Genomic DNA, 17479 nt, shown 5'->3' with positions numbered 1-17479 from the left:
ATCAGACCTCCGAAACGTGCGTCGTGCGCGGCAGCGCGGCGACCTGGCCGGCCGCGACAAGAACGAGATCGACGCCGCGCGGGAACTGGGCCCGGTTGGCGGCGAGCTGGGAAACGAAATCGCCCGGCCAGGGCTCGACGCCGAGCGAGGCGCGCGCCTCGATGCCGGGACCGGTCAGCTCGAGGCCACCGGAAGTGGCGAGCGCCGCGACCGCGATGACGATGGTGGTCGAGCGATCCGGATATTCGTCCGTGCCCTGGCCGAATTCGGCGAGGCGCGGCATGGCGCCAGCATCGGCGACCAGCGCGAAGGCGGCTTCGGCCGGGTCGGCGACAATGCGGGCGCCGGTGTGGAAGCGCAGATAGTCGAGGACCGGCTTCGATCCGGCGAGCGTGGCGTCGAGCCAGAGCGTCGCCTCGTGATCGACCAGCGTCAGGGCCAGGGCGGCCAGTTCCGGCGTCAGCGGCGCCGGCGCGTCGACGGCGGCCGGAAAGGCATGGACGGTGCCCGGACGCGCCAGCGCGTTCATCAGCGAATGGAAATGCGCCTGCGCCTCGATGACGGGATCGGCGAAACCGGCGGTGATAGCGAGGGCGGACATCAATCCTCTCCGCGGACCATGGTGAAGAAATTGACGCGGGTCGCGGCGACGCGGCGCGCCTTGGCGGCGGCCTCCCCGGCGATGCGGTCGCGGATCGGCGCCAGCGCCGCTTCGACGGCGGCACGCTCCGGGCCCTGCCAGAGCGCGTCGAGAATGGCGGCGGTGCGGGCCTTCGCCGCATCGCGACCGAGCTGGTAGGCGAAGCCGGTGCGGCCATCCGGCAGCCGGATGGCGGCGCGCGTCACGGTCGCCTCGCCGAGATTGAACGGGTTGCCGTCGCCGCCCATCCGGCCGCGCAGCATGACGAGACCCTGCTCCGTGCCGCGCAAATCGGTGGCGGCCGGAACGTCGCCGAGCCCGGCCAGCGCCTGCACGAGTTCCGCCGGGCTGGCGCCGGCGCAGGCCGCCATCACGGCCTGGCGAAGGGCGATACCGGGTGCTGGGGAAGTCGGCGGAGCGCCGGAAGCTTGGTGTCGCATGATCAGATCCATCAGTGGCTTCTCATTGGATTTGTCTAATGGTATAGACAACTACATGAACAGGTCCAGTGACGATTTGATGACAGAGACAATGCGCCCGGGTGACGACAGCAGCGTGACGGAGATCGCGCGCGGCCGCGGTATTGCCGCCTGGCGGCAGATCACCGACGAGATCGAGGCGGATATCGGCGCCGGACGGCTACGCCCCGGCATGCAGCTGCCGACCGAGGCGCAGCTCGCCGTCCGCTTCGCTGTCAACCGCCACACGGTGCGGCGAAGCCTCGCCGAATTGTCGGCGCGGGGCCTCGTTCGCACGACGCAGGGGCGCGGCACCTTCGTCGAGGAACGGCCGCTCGCCTATCCGATCGGCGCCCGCACGCGCTTTTCCGAAAACGTCTCCCGCGCCGGGCGCGAGGCCAGCGGCAAGCTGCTCGACGGCTACGAAACGCTGGCGGATCCGGTTGTCGCCCAGGCGCTTGGCCTCACAGAGGGCTCGCCGGTGGCAAGGCTGGATACGGTCCGCATGGCGGATGATACGCCGATCTCGCTCGGCAACGCCTATTTCCCCCTGCCCCGCTTCGCCGGTTTGATCGAGGCTTATCGATCGCTGGGTACCGTCACGCAGGCGCTGGAAGCCTGCGGCATCCCCGACTACCGGCGGCTGGAGACGCGGATCTCGGCCCGTCCCGCCGGCACGGAGGAAGCCGCGAAGCTCGATCTGGCGCCGGGCCGGCTGCTGCTCACCGTCGACAGCATCAATGTCGACCCCGACGGCGTGCCGATCCAGTTCACCCGGGCGATGTTCTCCGTCGACCGGGCCGAGATCGTGGTCGAGAGCTGAGGGCTCGAACGAAGCGCGCCGTCTTGAAGCGCGTAGGGCCAGAACCCTCCCCTTGAGGGAGGGGCTGCTTGGCTCGATGCCGGAGCGGCGCAGGCATCACCCCTCCCGAAAACGCCAGGGCGCTTCGACCTCCCCTCAAGCGGGAGGTTCAAGGAACTCACACCATCTTCGACTTGCCGATCACCGCCATGCGCAGCTTCGACGAGATGAAGTCGATCACGGCGACGGTGATGAGGATCATCAGGATCAGGAAGGCGACCTGCTTCAGTTCCAGCACGCGGATCAACTCGGTCAGATAAGCGCCGACGCCGCCGGCGCCGACAATGCCGATGATGGTCGCCGAGCGGACGTTCGACTCGAAGAAGTAGAGCACCTGGCTGGCGATCACCGGGAAGACCTGCGGCACGAGGCCGAAGCGGACCTGATGCGCCTTGCTGCCGCCCGAGGCGGCGATGCCCTCGGTCGCCTTTCCGTCTGTCGCCTCGATCGCCTCGGAGAACAGCTTGCCGAAAGCGCCGAAATCGGCGCAGGCGATCGCCAGCACGCCGGCGAACGGGCCGAGGCCGACGACATTGATCCACATCAGCGCCCAGATCAGCGTGTCGACCGAACGGAAGACATCGAAGGCCCGGCGCATGCCGAAATGCACGAAGATGTTCGGGATCACGTTCTTGGCCGCCAGGAAGGCGACCGGAAAGGCGAGGATGGCCGCCGTCAGCGTGCCGAGAAAGGCGATCGCCAGCGTCTCGCCGAGCGCGATCGAGAAGGCCATGAACCGGCCTTCCGGCGCCGGCGGGATCATCAGCACGGCGAACTGGCCGAGCCGATGCAGGCCGTTCCAGATCCGGACCAGCGAGAAATCGAGCCAGACCATGGCACCGAGCGCCAGAAGCGCCGCGGCGAGCGGCAGGCCGATGGCGAGCGCCCGCTTGGTGGCGGACGAGGCGAAGGCGGCGGGATGGCGGCGCTTCAGGCCATCGATGTCGGCGAGCGCGGTCGAGCGGATCGCCCGGGTGCCGGGGGAGACCGTTGCGGAGGCCGTGTTCATCGCATGCGCTCCATGCCGATCAGTCGGTGGCGGATTCGTTCGGTGCCGAGATCGATGAGGATCACGGTGACGATGATCATCAGGAGGATGGCGCTGACGTCGGTGTAGTAGAAATTGCGGATGGCGATCAGGAACTCCTGGCCGATGCCGCCGGCGCCGACGAAACCCATGACGCCGGCGCCGCGCACGTTGATCTCGAAGCGCAGCAGGCCGTAGGAGGCGAAGCCGGACGAGACTTGGGGCAGCACGCCGAAGCGGACGATCTGCAGCCAGGAGGCGCCGGTCGCCGAGAGCCCCTCGACCGGCTTCATGTCGATGTTCTCGACCACCTCTGCGAACAGCTTGCCGAGTGCGCCGACGGTGTGGATGGTCAGCGCCAGCACGCCCGCCATCGGTCCGAGCCCGAAGGCGATGACGAAGATCAGCGCGAAGACGATGTCGGGAACGGTGCGGCAGAACTCGAGGAAGCGCCGGGCGACAAAGCGCGTCGTCTTGTTGCGGACGAGATTGGCGGCGGCAAAGAAGCAGAGGCAGAAGGCGAGGATGCCGCCGAGGAAGGTGCCGAGATAGGCGATCAGGATCGTCTCGACCAGCAGGCGGAACCAGCCGCCGAAATTCCAGTACCAGGCGCGGATGTCGGCGAAGAAATTGTCGAAGGTGATGGTCGGCAGAGTGCGGACGATGTAGCTGCCGAAATTGCCGATATTGGCGACGAGCCTGGCCGGCCGGACATCGGCCATCTGCGCGCTGATGACGATCAGCACCGCCAGGATGGCGAGGACGGCGAGCGTTTTCATCCGCCTGGCCGAAACGGACTGGGCATAGGCGCGCCCGAGGGCGGCGGCCTGCTGGTCCGGAAGCTTTGCTATGGCGGTCGCCAAGAGACAATTCTCCGCTTGTTTCCTTCATTCCCGCAGGAATGAACCGCGACACGCGGCGGTTACGAAAAAGGCGGCCGGATCACCGGCCGCCTCTCGAAAGGCTGGAAGAGGCTCAGGAGCCCTTCTTGCGCTGCTCGTCGTTGAACTTGACCATATCGATGATCGGCTGCAGGGCGGCCGGCTCGACGGCGACGAATTCCGTGTCCTTGCCGTCCGACAGCGCGGCGAAGCCCTTGGCGTCGTTCTTCGGCATGTCGAGGAAGGCCTGCTTGATCTGGGTCTTCAGCTCGGCCGGCAGCGAGGAAAGGATCGAGTACGGGCCTTCCGGCAGGAAGTCGGACTTGAAGACGATGCGGAAGTCTTCCTTCGTCATCGGCTTGCCGTCGGCATTCTTGAGAATGCCCTTGGAGATCATGCGGGTCAGGTTGGAATCGTCTTCCGAGTTCCAAGAATTGGCGGCGGCGTCGACGGTGCCCTGGGCCAGCGCGAGGACGGCGTTGTCATGGCTGCCGGCGAAGATCGCCTTGCCGAAGAAGCTATCGACGTCCTTGCCGTCGCGATGCAGGAAGAAGCGCGGCGCGTTGTTGCCGGAGGTCGAGTTGGAATCGACCAGGGCCAGCGTCTTGCCCTTCAGGTCGTCGATCGTCTTGTAGGGGCCGTCGGCGAGCGTGTAGACGACCGAATAATAGCCTGTGGCGCCGTTCGAATGACGCGGCACGACGACCGGGTCGATCTCGACGCCGGTCAGCACGGCACGGGCATAGGAAGCCGGACCATACATGGCGATCTGGGCATTGCCGGCGCGCTGCGCCTCGATGACGGCGGCGTAGTCGGTGGCAACGGCCAGCTTGACCGGAACGCCGAGCTGCTTGCCGAGATAGTCGGCCAGCGGCTGGTAGCGGTCGGCGGTGGTCGAGGCGTTCTCGGCCGGGATGACGGCGATCGTCAGTTCCGGAAAATCGCCCTTCCAATCGGCGAAGGCGGGCGTTGCGACACCGGCAAGCGCGAGGCCTGCGACAGCGGCGCCGATCAGGGTGCGGCGGTTCAACATCGGTAGTCTCCAGCGGTTGGCAGCGCCGATGCGGCGCCATTTCGAATGCGGAAAGGCAGGCTTCAGGCCGCGGCGGCGATGGCGCCGGGCAGACGGTCCGGCAACGTGGCCGGCTCGAAATCGAGGACGTCCTCGGCCTCCAGGCCGTAGAGGTCGCGGGCGACGTCCTCGGTCAGCTCCGCCGGCACGCCGTCGAAGACGACACGGCCGGCCGACATGCCGATCAGCCGGTCGCAATAGGTGCGGGCGAGATCGAGCGAATGCAGATTGCACATGACCGTGATGCCGTAGTGCCGGTTGATGCGCAGAAGCGCATCCATCACGACCTTGGTGTTGCGCGGGTCGAGCGAGGCGATCGGCTCGTCGGCGAGGATGATCTCCGGCTCCTGCACAAGAGCGCGAGCGATGGCGACGCGCTGCTGCTGGCCGCCGGACAGGCTGTCGGCGCGCTGGGCGGCGAGCCCGGCGATGTCGAACTGCTCCAGCGCCGAGAGCGCCACGGCGCGGTCCTCGTCCTTCCAGAGCTGCAGCAGGGAGCGCGGCGTCGAAACGGTATTGAGGCGGCCCATCAGCACGTTGGTCAGCACATCGAGGCGGCCGACCAGGTTGAATTGCTGGAAGATCATGGCGCAGCGGGCGCGCCAGTCGCGCAGCGCCTTGCCCTTCAGCTTGGTGACGTCGACATCGCCGTAGCGGATCGCGCCGGAGGTCGGATCGACCAGGCGGTTGACCATGCGCAGCAGGGTCGACTTGCCGGCGCCGGATCGTCCGATCACGCCGACGAAGCTTCCCGAACCGATCGTCAGGCTGACGTCGCTGACCGCAGCCTTGTGGTTGAAATGTCGTGCGACGCCGTCCAGAACCAACATGTCATGATCTCCCGATTGGGCAGATCATGCAATTTCGAAGCAAAGCTTTTGTGACAGTCGAAGACCCCTGTGAATCACTGCGCGACTGCCGGGTTTTGCTGGCGTAATCTGGTTTGCCGGCTCAGTCATCGTTGTGTCATCAAGCATCTCGACGTTCGCCGACCCCGGAAAACGCTGGAGATTCCACCATGCCGCTCGGCCACGAGGCGTTGCTGGAGAAATACGAGGGCTGAGCCCTAGGAGAGCTGGGCGTCCTCGACCGCGCCGGCGATCGCGGCGGATATGTCCGTCGCGGCCTTGTTCGCCGCGACGCGCACGTCGGCGATCGGCCGCCGGCTGTAACTGGTCGCGACATAGGGAACGGTCAGCGCCGCGACGACGCGCCCATCGCGACTGAAGATCGGGAAGACGAGATCGGTGATGCCGGGCTGGAGGCCATCCGCCTCTTCCTCGTAGCCCTGCTCGCGCAGGACGGCGAGGCGCGCCGGCATCGTCGCCCGCACGGCGGCATCCGCGCCATCGAGCCAGGGCCGCACCTTTTCCTCCGGCTCGAACGCCATCAGAAGCCGCCCCGTCGCGCTCTCGAACAGCGGGAAGGTCGCACCGGCGCGCACCCGGAAGCCAAAGGCGCTGGGGCTGTCGATCTGCGCGATGACGACGACGCGGCCGGCATCATGGAGGCTCAGATTGCAGGATTGCCCGATCGCCTCGCTCAAAACCCGCATCGCCGGCAGCGCCATATCGATCAGGCCGCGCATCGGCTCCTGCCGGTGGGCCAGCTCGAACATCATCAGCGACAGGAAATAGAGCCCGGACGGACGCGCCCGGAACAGGTAGCCGCGCCGTTCGAGCGTCACCAGCGTGCGGTAGATCTGATTGATCGAGCGATCGACCGCCGCGGCGATCTCGCCGAGCGTCTTGCCCTCGCGACTGCCGGCCAGGAGTTCGAGGATGTCGAGCGCCTTGTCGAGCGCCGGCACGCCATAGTTCGGGCTCTCGCCAGTCGCCTCGACCCTCATCCGCTTGCTCCGCTCCTCGATCGCTCCGCGCGGCAACACGACGCCCGGAGCGATGGCTTTTAAAGATCGACGGTCATCTCGGCCACCATGCGGCGGGCGATCGTCTCGTTGATGTCGGCGGGAACGGGCTGGGCGCCCGGCACCAGCGCCGCGCGACCAGCGCCGGCCACCCGCGCCAGCGACAGCGCCTGCAGCATGAAGCCGATATCCATCGATTCGATCGAATTGCCCTTCGGCTCGCGGCCGGCGAGATTGAACATCCGCCCGTCCGCCACCAGCACGACATGCCGGCCGTCGGCGAGTTCGATCCGCTCGAGCGAATCGTCGACGAGCGCGGATCCGACGGCCGTCTGGCGCAGCGCCGCGACGTCGATCTCCCAGGGGAAATGGCCGGAATTGGCGAGGATGGCGCCGGAGCGCATCTTGGCGATCGCTGCCGCGCCGATCACGCCCGGCCGGCCGGTCGCGGTGATGAAGACCTCGCCCCAGGGCGCCAGCTGGTCGATCGTGCCGCCGCGATAGCCGTCGAGCGCCGCTTCCAGCGCCTTGATCGGATCTTTCTCGACCACCGCGACGCGGCCACCGAGCGCATCCAGATATTGCGCAATGCCGCGCCCGCACCAGCCATAGCCGACGACGACGAAACGGCGGCCGGGGATCATCAGATTGGTGATCCGCATGAAGCTCTCGACGATCGACTGGCCGACCGCGTGGCGATTCTCCGCGATCTGCTTCAGCGGACTGTCGTTGATGACGATGACCGGGAACGGCACCTTGCCGGCGAGTTCGTCGCGCAGCCGGTCGCCGCCCGAGGTGGTCTCCTCGGTGCCGCCCCGGATTGAGCCTTCCGTGCCCGCCTCGATCGCGAGCGCGGCGAGGTCGGCGCCATTGTCGAGCAGGATGTCGGGCTTCGCCGCGACGACGCTCCGGACATTCTTCAAGTGCTGCGTGAGATCGTCGTCGCGCTTGCCGTAAAGCCGCATGCCCTGCGCCTTCAGCACGGCGACGATGTCGTCCTGCGTCGAGCCGTGATTGCCGGTGCCGACGATATCAGCCCCGCCCGCCTGCAAGGTCTCGAGCAGCACGGCCGTCTTCGGTTCCAGATGCAGCGACACGCCGATCGTGAGGCCGGCGAAGGGCTTTTCCCGCTCGAAATCGGCGCGCACGCCGGCGAGCAGCCGCATCCGCGACCGGATCCAGTCGATCCGCTTGCCGCCCCGCTCGACCAGATCGCTTTCCACCAGGGTCGCCGTCGTCATGTCCCGATCTCCGATTTTCCTATGCAAAAATCTTTTTCATATTTGTGGAGATGGAGTCAAGACGGCCCTTGAGCGTCGCGATAGAGAACGCTTTCAGCCGGAGCGCGGACCAAAAAGGTCGATCGTTTCCAGCGTCCGGCTGCGGTTGAAGGTGTGCAGACCGAGATTGTCGCCCCAGGGCAGCGCCGTGACGGCGAGGGTTTGCGCATAGTCGGTCGGGGTCAGCGAACGGATCTCGGCGAAGCCGAGCGCCGCGCCATAGAGGCCGTCGCAATTCTGCACCGGCCGCATCAGCCGGCCGTCGACGTCGAGGATCCGGCCGGCCGGGCGGGCGGCGTGGAGATCGACCAGGACCGGATTGCCGGGATGGGCCTGCCATGGCCCGAAGGGCGACGGGGCATGGTAGAGCGACAGCGCGTCCCAGCTCGACGTCCAGCGCTCGCGCGAGCCGGCAAACATCCACCAACTGTCGCCGACCTTCTGCAAGGTCGCGTCGCCGAGATCGACGCCCTCGAGCAGCACCGAATGCAGCGTCCAGCTCTCCGGGAACGGGTCGGCGCGATAGAGCTCGACGGTGCGGCGGGACGAGGTTTCCGGAATCATCCAGATCGCCCCCTCATGCTCGAACAGGAATGGATAGGAGAGATGGCAATCCGTCTCGAAGATGACGCGCGGCGTCTCGACCTTGCCGGCCGCGTCGATCTCGGAAAGGGAAAGGACGCCCTTACCGGTCGCATAGGGAAATTCCTCGACGAAGAGGAAGCGCCGGCCGTCCTGCTCCCAGAGGAACGGATCGGCGTAGAAGCGCGCGCCGTCGTCGGCAAGGCGGCGAAATCCGCTCGGGCCGATCACCGGCAGCGCGTCGGAGGCATCCGTGCGATCGCGCCAGGCGACATACCAGTTGGGCGCCTTCCCAAGCTGGCGGGCGATCCGGCCCTTGATGCGGGAAGCCAGCGAGGCGGCGAGGAACCCGGCGGCGGAACGATGCGGCGCGGACGGAACGGGCGCGGCGGCGAGGCTGCCGGGCAGAATGCCCTCGGCGAGCCGGACGGCCTCCTGCACCAGCATATGGGCGGCGCGGCCGAGCAGCATGCCGAGCGCGGCGGTGGCGCTGCGCGGGTTCTCCACCGCCGGCCGCCAGGCCGACAGGATGCGGGTCCCCGTGTCGATCGCAAGCACCGTCTCGAAGACGGGCGCGCGCTCGTCGAGCACGGCCAGCAGCGCACCCGCCTCGATATCCCTGCCATCGCAGCGGAGCGTGAGTACCGGCGCCACTTTCGTGCCATCGCCGCAGAGATCGATCAACAGGTCCGGCGCGATGCCATCGGCCTCCGGTACGCGGAGGTCCGCCCAGGCGATGCCGCCCGCCAGCGCACCATGCTCGGCGTGGAACAGGGTGCGCTCCAGCATGAACAGCATGTCGGCGCCCTGTGGTAGACGGACCGCCGCCACTCCCCGCACGAGCCGGATCTCGCAACCCGGCAGCGTCGCCAGCCTCGTGACGATCTCCTTGTGCCAGCCGCGCAAGTTCGTCGGGTCGAGCCGGATATCGATCCGCATGGCATCTCTCTCCTTGGCGCGGAGCGCATCAGGCATTAGGGCTCGGAGGCGAACGACTCCGGGCGGGTGGATTCGAGGCTAATGGAAAAGCGTAAGTATCTGTTTTACACGCGATCGCTCGCCGGCGGCGGCGGCGCGGAGCGCGTCTGGGCGCTGCTCGCCTCGCATTTCGCTTCCAAGGGTGACGACGTCATCCTCGCCGTCGATGGCGCCGGCGACCAGGCTGGTCCGATCGATCCGGCGGTCCGGATCGAGGTGCTGCCGCAGGGCAATCGCGCGCAGATCGCGGCTCTCGCCCAATTGCTGCGACGGTTCCGACCCGATGTCGCGCTCTCGGCGCTTTCGGCCAACGCCACCAAGCTGGCGCTGGCCAGACTGTGGGCGCGTTCCTCCGTGCCGCTCGTCGTCTCGTTCCACGGCTTCGAGGAATACCGCACCGGGAAATTGAGCGCCGCCGCCTATTACGGCATGCCGATCCTGACCAAATTCTGCAGCCGGATCGTCTGCGTGTCCGACACGCTCCGGACGGTGATGGTCGACCGCTGGGGCGCCGAGGCCGACAAGACGGTGCGGATCTATAATCCGGTGCCGGTGCCGCTGCCGGATGTCGACCTCGACGCGGCGAGGCTGGCGGCCCGCCCACCCGAGATCGTCTCCGTTGGCCGGCTGTCGCGCGAAAAGGGCTTTGACGATCTGCTCGCCGCCTTCGCCCTCGTCACGCACCGCGACGCGACGCTGACGATTGCCGGCGACGGGCCGGATCGCGCCGCGCTCGAGGCGCAGGCCGGCGCGCTCGGCCTCGCCGGCCGTGTCCATTTCGCAGGCTTCACCGATCCGGCGCCGCTCTATGCCCGCGCAAGGCTCTGCGCGATCCCGTCGCGAACCGAGGCGTTCGGCATGGTGGCGGTCGAGGCGCTGGCAGCCGGCCTGCCCGTCGTCTCGACCCGCTGCGCCGGCCCGCGCGAGATCCTCGACGGCGGCCGCTTCGGCACGCTGGTTCCGATCGGCGATGCGGCGGCGATGGCGACGGGCATCGACGCCGCGCTGGCGGATCCCGGCGATCCTGCGCTGCGGATCGCCCGCGCCCGGCATTTTTCCAGCGAAGCAGGCTTCGCCGCCTGGGCGAGGCTGCTCGACGAGGTCGTGCGGAAGGGCTGAGAGCTTTTCGAGCGAAGCGGAGACCGGTTCGCGTCAAGAAAACGCGACCCGAAAAAGTCTACGCGCGCGCCAGTTCGCGGTGCCGCTCGAACAGCTTCGGCATCTGCACCTTGGTCGAATAAGGAACCGCTTTTGCGCGGATCGCCGCCGGGTCGAGGCGACCGGAGCGGACATCGTCAAAGAGTTTCAGGAAGGCCGCCGTCATCTGCTCGGCAGCCGCCGCCGGATCGGCCGGACGCTCTACCAGGAAGCCGCTCTCGCCATCGACGATTAATGGATCGAATTGCGGCAGGCGGATCGCGCCGATCGGGCGGCCGGTCGACAGCAATTCCAGGAGGTAGCAGGGCATGCCCTCGAAGAACGAGGTCAGCACGCCGGAATGGCACTGCCGCAGGATCGCCGCGACCCCGTCGGAATTCTGGAAGCCGTGCCGGATGGTGAAGGACTCGATGGCGGCGAATTCGGCGAAGCGGTGGGGGTCGCTGGTGCCGATATAGTGGAACTCGAAACGACCGTCGCGCGCCTGATGCAGGCGGCGCATCGTCTCGAACATCAGCGGCGGATCCTTGAAGGTGTCGAGGCGGCCGGCGAAGACGATGCGGAAGACATCGTCCTGCGGGAACGGCGCTAAGGCGAAGCGGTCCATGTCGACCGAGACGGTCAGGAGCTCCGACTTCGCCACGAATTGCGGCATCACCTTCTTGAAGCGCTCGATGATGTTCTGGTTGACGCAGACGATGCGGCTGGCGAGGCGGAGCGCGATCCGTTCGTTCATGGCGTTGATGTACCAGAAGCGCTTGATCAGCGAATCCATCTGGTCCTTGCGGCTGCCCTCGCCATGCACGAGCTGCACGACGGGCCGGCCAAGCATCCGGCCGATCGGCGCGAATTCAAAACGCTGCAGCTCCGTCGTCGCCAGCGGCGCGGCGCCGAGTTTGCGGATCGTCGGCAGGTAGCGCAGCGCGCCGAGCGCGAAGCGGAGCGTCACCGACTCCCAGAGCTTCTTGGCGGCGCCGTGGATCTCTTCGTCCGGGATGTGCACGACCGGCAGGAAGTCGATCGTATGGTCGCCGACCGGCAGCTTGACCACCTTGCCGAGCTCCAGATCGCCCCGCTCGTCGACGCCGACCAGCAGCACGGAGAAATCGGGCGGATGGCGCTCGAACATCAGGCGGACATGCGTTTCGATGCCGCCGACCTTGGAGCCGCGCGGATCGATCGGATGCAGCATGGTCAGCCGATGCGTCATGGATGAAACCCTCAGCCGCGCCCGTCGCGGGGCTTTTCGGGTCCTTTTATCAGGTAGCCGAGGTAATACGCCATCGAGCGCGCGTAGCGCATGCCGAGCCGGCGCGGCTCCTGGATGAAGCGCCAGACCCATTCGGTGCCGGTGCGGCGGAAGAGGACCGGCGCGCGCTTGCTGCGGCCGGAGATGAAATCGAGCGCCGCGCCGATGCAGACATAGGTGACGCCGCCCGGCTGCCTGGTGGCGGCATGGGCGAAGAGTTCCTGCTTCGGCGCGCCGAGCGCCACGAAGCAGATGCCCGCGCCCGATGCCTCGATCCGCCCGGCGGCTGCCTTCGCCGCCTCGCCTTCCGGATCGAAGCCGCGCGGCGGCGATTCCGAGCCGGCGATGACCAGTCCGGGAATGTCGGCGACGAGCTTCGCGGCCGCCTCGTCGCGAATGGCGTCCGAGGTACCGAACAGATGGATCGAGACGCCGGCGGCGGCGGCGGCCCTGCAAAGCGGCACGACGAGATCGGCCCCGGTCACCAGATCGACCGGCGCACCCTGCCGGCGCGCGATCTTGACCACGGGCGAGCCGTCGGCGCTGACATAGGTCGCCGCATCATAGGCGGTGCGGAAGCCGGCATCGCTGCGCAGCTTGACGAGATGATCGAGGTTGAGCGTGAAGACGGTTCCGCCCCGGCCGGCCTTCGCGTCGGCGATGATGCGGTCGATCAGATCGGCCTGGGTGCCGATGTTGACGCGTCCCTCGCCGATCCGCACCAGATCCTTCGGCACGTCGGTCCGGGAACTGTCAGGACTTGCCATCATCACGACCTCGCATTCCCATGATTCGTTGAGCGCATCCGACGCCTCCGCCCCGGCAGTCGCTCGCCTTGCCCGATACCGATATAGCTGAGAGGTTAAAAAGACCGGAACCAAAGCAGGGTTGGAGCCTCGTGAAGCCGTCTCGCCGCGATTTCCTTTGCGCCGGCGCCGGCCTGTCCGCCGCGCTGCTTCCGCTCGGCCTGCAGCCGGCGGCCGCGGCCGACGCCACGCTCGGCGGCGTCGCCGCCCGCGCCGGCGTCACCTTCGGCACCTCGATCGCCGCCGACACCCTGCGGATCCCGGCCCAGGCGGCTCTCTACCATCGCGAGGCGCGGATCTACACGGTCGACTGGGCTCTCACCTTCAGTCATTTGCGCCCGCGCGCCGATCAGTTCCACCCCGGCGACGCCGAGGCGATCCTCGCCTTCGCGACGCCGGCCGGAATTCCCGTGCACGGCCATGCGCTCGCCTGGAACGAAAGCCGGCCGGACTGGCTGATGAAGCTCTCCAACGCTGGCAAGCGAAAGGCGCTCGACCGCCATATTGACGAGACCGTCGCCCATTTCGCCGGCCGCCTGCCCTCCTGGAACGTCGTCAACGAGCCGTTCTGGCCAGGGCATGGATTGCCGGGCGATTTTCGCGACGGACCGTGGTTGCAGGCGTTCGGACCGGGCTATGTGACGCGCGCCTTCCAGCGGGCGCAGGCCGCCGACCCACGCGCCAGGCTTGTCCTCAACGAGGCGATGACCGAGGTCTGGACCGAGGACGGCGCGAAGATGCGGCGCGGCCTGCTGACGCTGGTCGACCGGCTGCAGGACGATGGCGTGCGGCTCGACGCGGTCGGCCTGCAGGGCCACCTGGACCCGGGCCGGCCCTTCGACGACGCCGGCTTCGCGGATTTCCTGCATCAACTCGGCGAGCGCCGGGTCGATATCTGGATCACCGAACTCGACGTCGACGACCGCGCCTTCCCGGATGACATCGCTTCGCGTGACGCCGCCGTCGCGGCCCGCTATCGCGATTTTCTCGATGCTGTGCTCGCCGTGCCGGCCGTCAAGACGGTGATCACCTGGCAGCTCGCCGATTCCGCCAGCTGGTACAACCATGCCGCGCGCCGGGCGGATCCGGATGCGAAACGGCTGCCCCGCCCCCTGCCCTTCGACGATGCCTTCGCGCCCAAGCCGGCTGTCGACGCCATCATCGCGGCGATGAAGAAGCGTATCGGCTAGCGCAGCGATGCCAGCCGGGCGCCGAGGCGGTCGATCAGCACCGCATGGTCCCGGTCGGCGGCGGCGTTCCAACGCTCGAGATTGGCCTTCGCCTGGGCGGCGGCGGCGACCAGCGCGTCCGGCTGCGCCAGCCGCTCGCGGATGATGGCGGCGCTCGCCACCGGGTCGGCCGGATCGATCATCCAGCCGGAGGGACCAAGCGCCTCGCGGAACACCTTGATGTCGGAAGCGATGGCGCCGAGGCCGCCATGCTGGACCTCGAGCGGCGTCAGGCCGAGGCCCTCGTCATGCGAGGTCGAGATCAGCGCGTGGGCGGCGCCGATCAGGGCGCGGACACGATCCGGCTCCTGATAGCCGTGCAGGGTCACATGGGGCGACGCCCGCAGCGCCTCCGCTTCGTCGCCCCAGCCGAGCCGGCCGACGACATCGAGATGCGCGTCGAGGCCGCCCGCCTGCAGCGCGTCAACGATCGCCGCCGCGGCGCGCAGGTTCTTGCGCGGCTCCACCGTGCCGATGGCGATCAGCCGCAGCGTCTCGCCGGGCGCCCAATGGCGCGGCCGGGACGCCTGCCCGGCAATGCCGAAGACATCGCGGACATGCGGCCGGTAGAGCGAGATCTCGGCATCAGGGCGGGCGAAGCCGGCGAGCTCGCCGCGCGTCGTTTCGGAATTGACCAGCAGCCAGGGCAGCCGCTTGAGCGCAAAGGCGAAGGCCGGGACCATGTAGCGGCGAGCGCGCCAGTTCAGGTCCTGCGGCCGGGTCAGGAGGAAGGTGTCATGGATATAGGGGATGACCCGATTGCCGAAATGCGACAGCGGGATCGAGGGCGGAAAGCCAGGGCAGAGCGCCAGGGCGCGGCGGTTAAGCGCCAGCCGCCACGGCAGCCGCACCGTCTGCGCGGTGATCATGCCGCGAATGCCCGAGGCCCGCACGCGCTCGACCGATAGCGGCGCCAGCGCCTTGGCCGAAAACAGCTCGAGCGTGATCCGCTCCAGCCCCGTCACATGGCGGCCGAGATGGCTTTCGTCGATGATGAGCACAGATGGACGCGCCATGGTCAGGCCTTCGCTGCGGTCTCTAGGAGGAAGTCGCCCGCACCGCTACCATGCCGCGCAGTTCCGGCACCAGTTCGCGCAGATCGCCATAGGCGGCGACGATCGCGTCCGTCCCCGCCTCTTCGGCATCGACCACCATGACGGCATCGTCGGCGATCGCCAAGAGCGCATTGAAAAGCGCCGGCGGGCAGGACGGCCCGAGATCCACCACCACCCGCTCGAAGCCGTCGGCCACGTCGTGGATGGTCTGGACCAGCCGGTCGCCGTGATCGCCGATCTCGTGCCGCCGCTGCGCGCTCGCCGCCGGCAGCAGCACGATCGAGGCATCCTTCAGCCTTGTGCCGATCGCCGCCGGATCCATGTCGCTGAGCGTGACGTCGAGAATGCCAGGTGCATCCTCGCCGATCAGCGCCGTGCCGGTCGTCGCCGCGCCGGTATTGGCGTCGATCAGCAGGGTCTCGACCGCACCCTCCGCCATGGCGCGGGCGAGGCCATAGGCGACCGAGGCGATGGCGCCGCTGGCGGCCGTGCCGAACAGGATGTGGACGGCGGGCCCCTCCGTCTCGGCCGGCGGGGTGAGCTTCGCGGCGAGCGCCCGGAACTCGGCCTGCGCGGCGTGGGCAACATTGCTGATCCGCGCGCCGGCGACGGTCTCGGTCAGCACTTCGCCACTCGCCAGCGAGCCTGGAACGGCGATCTCCGCGAGGATGTCTCCGGCCCGCGACGCGATCGACGTGGCGGCGGGGGCCAGCCTGGCTGCATGATCGACCGGCCCATCATCGGCAGGCGCGGCGGCGACGGTCACGGGGGCCGGCTCGGTGATCGGCCCAAACAGGGGTTCGACCGGCGCCACCTGCCGCGGCGGGACGAGCAGGCGCGAGCGGCCGCGATAGAGCGCCAGGGCGATGCCGACGCCAAGCCCGCCAATACCGGCCAGGCCCAGAATGATCTTCTTCTTCGGCGAGGACGGATAGAGCGGGATCTGCGCCGGGCTGATGATGCGGGCATCGGAGACCTGGAGGTTCTCCTGCAAGCCGGTTTCCTGGGCGCGCGCGACGAAGGCGCGATAGGCGTCCCGGCGAATCGCCGCCTCGCCCTCAAGCTCGCGCAGCGCCACGCTGGCATCGCTGGTGTCGTTCACCTTGTTGGTCGCGGCGGCCAGCGCCGTGGCCGTGCTGGCGACCTGCGACTTGGCCAGATCCGCCTCGACGCGCGCCTTCGCCGCCAGGGCATCCAGCTCCTGCGTGATCAGGCTGCGGCTGCGGGCCACGTCGGCCGCCGCCGTCTGCATGCGCGGATGACGGCCGCCGAGCGTCTCGGCGAGCTCGGTCTGCTGGCGCAGCGCGGCGGCATAGTCGAGCTTCAGGCGGGCCAGAACGGGCGAATCGATCGTCGACAGGGCGGAGGCGAGATCGCCGCCGCTGGTGCGCGCGATCGAATCGAGCTGCGCCAAGCGGGCCGAGGCTTCATCGGCCCGCAGCCGCGCCGTGACATTGGCCTCGTTCAGCTGGCGGAGCGTCTGCTCGTCGACAGGGCGGCCGTCGACCTGCACGAAGCCGAATTTCTTGCGATAGGCTTCGAGCCGTTCGTCGGCCTGGCGCGATTTCGCCTGCAGATCGTCGACCTGGCGCGCGATCAGCAGGTTGGCCTGCCGCGCGGCGTTCTGCTTCGCTTCCGTCTGGCTGACGACGAAGGCCTCGGCGACGGCGTTCGACAGCAGCGCCGCCTTTTCGGCCGAGGTCGAGGAGACGATGACGTCGATGACATAGGTCTCGGCGGCGCGCTCGGCGCGCACATGCTTGGCGAGGGAATTCAGGACCGTTTCGAGGTCGGCCCCCTCGCCGCCGCCGAATTCGGGATCGTTGATCAGGTTCTCGCTGTCGACCACCTTGCGAAGGGTCGCCGAGGCAGTGACGAGATCGACCTGCGTCTCGATCCAGGAGAGATCGACGCCCTGGGTCGGTCGGACCACCTCGGGACCGACGAGCTGCTTGTCGCGCGGATCGAGCAGGACGCGCGTCGTCGCCTGATAGACCCTGTCGGCGAAGGTGACATAGGCGAAGGCCGCGCCGAGGAACAGCGCGAGCGTCAACAGGATCAGCAGCCATTGCCGGAGCAGCAGCGCGAACAGGGCGGAGAGGTCGATCTGATCCGAGCCCGGATCAAACGCCGCCCCACGCTCGGCAACCGTTTCCGGTGGTCGCGTGATCGAAAAATTGGCCCTGGCCGCCATTGTCTTCCATGGACGAGATCGTGATGCGCATGACTCGAAAACGGCCGGTCCGCCCACCCGGCACCAAGGACTATGGTGCCCGCCAGATTAAGGATATGTAAACGATAATGATCACGCGTAAACTGAAAATCTAGAGAACAC

16 protein-coding genes are annotated in these 17479 nt (G+C 67.9%); 3 read left to right on the top strand and 13 right to left on the bottom strand.

Features of this window, described 5'->3' with window-relative positions; genetic code table 11:
• Position 1 precedes the first annotated feature (1 nt).
• Both phnH and phnG read right to left on the bottom strand, forming a co-directional pair.
• Positions 2-601 (bottom strand): phosphonate C-P lyase system protein PhnH, encoded by a 600-nt coding sequence (gene phnH / locus G342_RS0100690; protein ID WP_018181173.1) that lies wholly within the window; start codon positions 599-601, stop codon positions 2-4.
• The gene (gene phnG / locus G342_RS0100685; RefSeq protein ID WP_026303978.1) at positions 601-1011 is read right to left on the bottom strand and encodes a phosphonate C-P lyase system protein PhnG; all 411 of its coding nucleotides are present in this window, start codon (positions 1009-1011) and stop codon (positions 601-603) included. Before phnG ends, phnH begins: the two co-directional genes overlap by 1 nt.
• Positions 1012-1171: 160 nt before the next feature.
• Between phnG and phnF the strand changes: the two genes are divergently transcribed.
• Positions 1172-1921 carry a phosphonate metabolism transcriptional regulator PhnF gene (phnF, locus tag G342_RS0100680; protein ID WP_018181171.1) on the top strand — a complete coding sequence of 250 codons (750 nt, stop codon included), beginning with the start codon at positions 1172-1174 and terminating at the stop codon, positions 1919-1921.
• A gap of 157 nt (positions 1922-2078) precedes the next feature.
• On the opposite strand, the gene phnE (G342_RS0100675) is transcribed toward phnF, so the two are convergent.
• The 7 genes from phnE (G342_RS0100675) to G342_RS22785 form a co-directional block, all read right to left on the bottom strand.
• Positions 2079-2969, bottom strand: a complete 891-nt coding sequence (phnE, locus tag G342_RS0100675) for a phosphonate ABC transporter, permease protein PhnE (RefSeq protein ID WP_018181170.1) — start codon at positions 2967-2969, stop codon at positions 2079-2081.
• The gene (phnE, locus tag G342_RS0100670; RefSeq protein WP_018181169.1) at positions 2966-3850 is read right to left on the bottom strand and encodes a phosphonate ABC transporter, permease protein PhnE; all 885 of its coding nucleotides are present in this window, start codon (positions 3848-3850) and stop codon (positions 2966-2968) included. The genes phnE (G342_RS0100675) and phnE (G342_RS0100670) overlap by 4 nt, the downstream gene beginning before the upstream one ends.
• A 112-nt stretch (positions 3851-3962) precedes the next feature.
• The gene (phnD, locus tag G342_RS0100665) at positions 3963-4901 is read right to left on the bottom strand and encodes a phosphonate ABC transporter substrate-binding protein (protein ID WP_018181168.1); all 939 of its coding nucleotides are present in this window, start codon (positions 4899-4901) and stop codon (positions 3963-3965) included.
• 62 nt (positions 4902-4963) lie between these two features.
• Positions 4964-5770, bottom strand: a complete 807-nt coding sequence (gene phnC / locus G342_RS0100660; RefSeq protein ID WP_018181167.1) for a phosphonate ABC transporter ATP-binding protein — start codon at positions 5768-5770, stop codon at positions 4964-4966.
• A 236-nt stretch (positions 5771-6006) separates the two neighbouring features.
• Complete coding sequence (locus G342_RS22790) at positions 6007-6789, bottom strand: IclR family transcriptional regulator (protein WP_018181166.1); 783 nt, start codon at positions 6787-6789, stop codon at positions 6007-6009.
• A 59-nt stretch (positions 6790-6848) separates the two neighbouring features.
• The gene (locus G342_RS0100650) at positions 6849-8048 is read right to left on the bottom strand and encodes an adenosylhomocysteinase (protein ID WP_018181165.1); all 1200 of its coding nucleotides are present in this window, start codon (positions 8046-8048) and stop codon (positions 6849-6851) included.
• 93 nt (positions 8049-8141) lie between these two features.
• Positions 8142-9608 (bottom strand): glucosamine inositolphosphorylceramide transferase family protein, encoded by a 1467-nt coding sequence (locus tag G342_RS22785; protein ID WP_018181164.1) that lies wholly within the window; start codon positions 9606-9608, stop codon positions 8142-8144.
• A gap of 81 nt (positions 9609-9689) precedes the next feature.
• On the opposite strand from G342_RS22785, the gene G342_RS25060 reads away from it, so the two are divergent.
• On the top strand, positions 9690-10766 hold the full coding sequence (locus G342_RS25060) for a glycosyltransferase (RefSeq protein WP_018181163.1): 1077 nt from the start codon (positions 9690-9692) through the stop codon (positions 10764-10766).
• A 58-nt stretch (positions 10767-10824) separates the two neighbouring features.
• Here G342_RS25060 and G342_RS0100635 read toward each other — a convergent pair whose 3' ends face one another.
• Both G342_RS0100635 and G342_RS22775 read right to left on the bottom strand, forming a co-directional pair.
• On the bottom strand, positions 10825-12015 hold the full coding sequence (locus G342_RS0100635; protein WP_018181162.1) for a glycosyltransferase: 1191 nt from the start codon (positions 12013-12015) through the stop codon (positions 10825-10827).
• 11 nt (positions 12016-12026) lie between these two features.
• Positions 12027-12824 carry a WecB/TagA/CpsF family glycosyltransferase gene (locus tag G342_RS22775; RefSeq protein WP_018181161.1) on the bottom strand — a complete coding sequence of 266 codons (798 nt, stop codon included), beginning with the start codon at positions 12822-12824 and terminating at the stop codon, positions 12027-12029.
• 128 nt (positions 12825-12952) lie between these two features.
• On the opposite strand from G342_RS22775, the gene G342_RS22770 reads away from it, so the two are divergent.
• Entirely contained in the window at positions 12953-14050 is a 1098-nt protein-coding gene (locus G342_RS22770) for an endo-1,4-beta-xylanase (RefSeq protein WP_018181160.1), read from the top strand.
• Here G342_RS22770 and G342_RS22765 read toward each other — a convergent pair.
• Positions 14047-15105, bottom strand: a complete 1059-nt coding sequence (locus G342_RS22765) for a glycosyltransferase (protein ID WP_018181159.1) — start codon at positions 15103-15105, stop codon at positions 14047-14049. The two genes, G342_RS22770 and G342_RS22765, sit on opposite strands and share 4 nt — an antisense overlap.
• A gap of 22 nt (positions 15106-15127) precedes the next feature.
• Positions 15128-17338, bottom strand: a complete 2211-nt coding sequence (locus tag G342_RS0100615; RefSeq protein WP_018181158.1) for a Wzz/FepE/Etk N-terminal domain-containing protein — start codon at positions 17336-17338, stop codon at positions 15128-15130.
• Positions 17339-17479: the final 141 nt, after the last annotated feature.

Source organism: Kaistia granuli DSM 23481, assembly GCF_000380505.1.
Classification (GTDB): domain Bacteria; phylum Pseudomonadota; class Alphaproteobacteria; order Rhizobiales; family Kaistiaceae; genus Kaistia; species Kaistia granuli.
Note: the sequence above shows the minus strand (reverse complement) of the source record. Positions and strands in the feature narration are given on the sequence as shown.